The 691-nt window shown below is 58.9% G+C and carries 1 protein-coding gene; it reads right to left on the bottom strand.

Annotation, left to right across the window (positions count from 1 at the left end):
- Positions 1-691 (bottom strand): cyclopropane mycolic acid synthase family methyltransferase (locus A5708_RS19585; RefSeq protein ID WP_155766085.1); only part of this gene is annotated, 691 nt, incomplete at both ends.

Below are 691 nucleotides of genomic sequence, written 5' to 3'. Positions count from 1 at the left end.
GGGACTGAATCGCGATCGCCTGCTCCTTGTTGGCTTCCAGGTTGGCCGCCCAAATGTTCAGGGTCCGCTCGTAGTGCTTCTGCAGCAGTTGCACCCGCTCGATCGAGAAGCCGGCCGCCTCACCGAACTTGAAGATGTCTTCCTGCGCCGGTAGCTGGCCGCCCGGGAAGATTTCCTGACCGATGAATCGCATGAATCGCAAATCGCTCATCGTGATCGTAACGCCACGCTCATGCTGCTGCTTCTGCGAATACGCCAAAATCGTGTGCAAAAGCATCCGGCCGTCATCGGGAAGAATCTCGTAGGCGCGTTCGAAAAATGCGGAATAGCGCTCCATCTTGAATGCCTCGAAGGCGCCGATGGAGACGATCCGGTCCACCGGCTCGTGAAATTTCTCCCAGCCTTCCAGCAGCACCTGCCTGGTGCGGGTGGTGTCCATCTGGTCGAAGGACTTCTGCACGTGTTCGGCCTGGTTCTCCGACAGCGTCAGGCCTACGACGTTGACGTCGTATTTCTCGATGGCGCGCTTCAGGGTGGCTCCCCAGCCGCAACCGATGTCCAGCAGCGTCATCCCGGGCTCGAGCTTCAGCTTTCCCAGCGCCAGATCGATCTTGGCGATCTGGGCTTCTTCGAGGGTCATGTCGTCGCGCTCGAAATAAGCGCACGTGTAGCCCATGGTGTCGTCTAGAAA

It is taken from the genome of Mycobacterium colombiense, assembly GCF_001672755.1.
In the GTDB taxonomy this organism is placed as follows: Bacteria; Actinomycetota; Actinomycetes; order Mycobacteriales; family Mycobacteriaceae; genus Mycobacterium; species Mycobacterium colombiense_C.
Note: the sequence above shows the minus strand (reverse complement) of the source record. Positions and strands in the feature narration are given on the sequence as shown.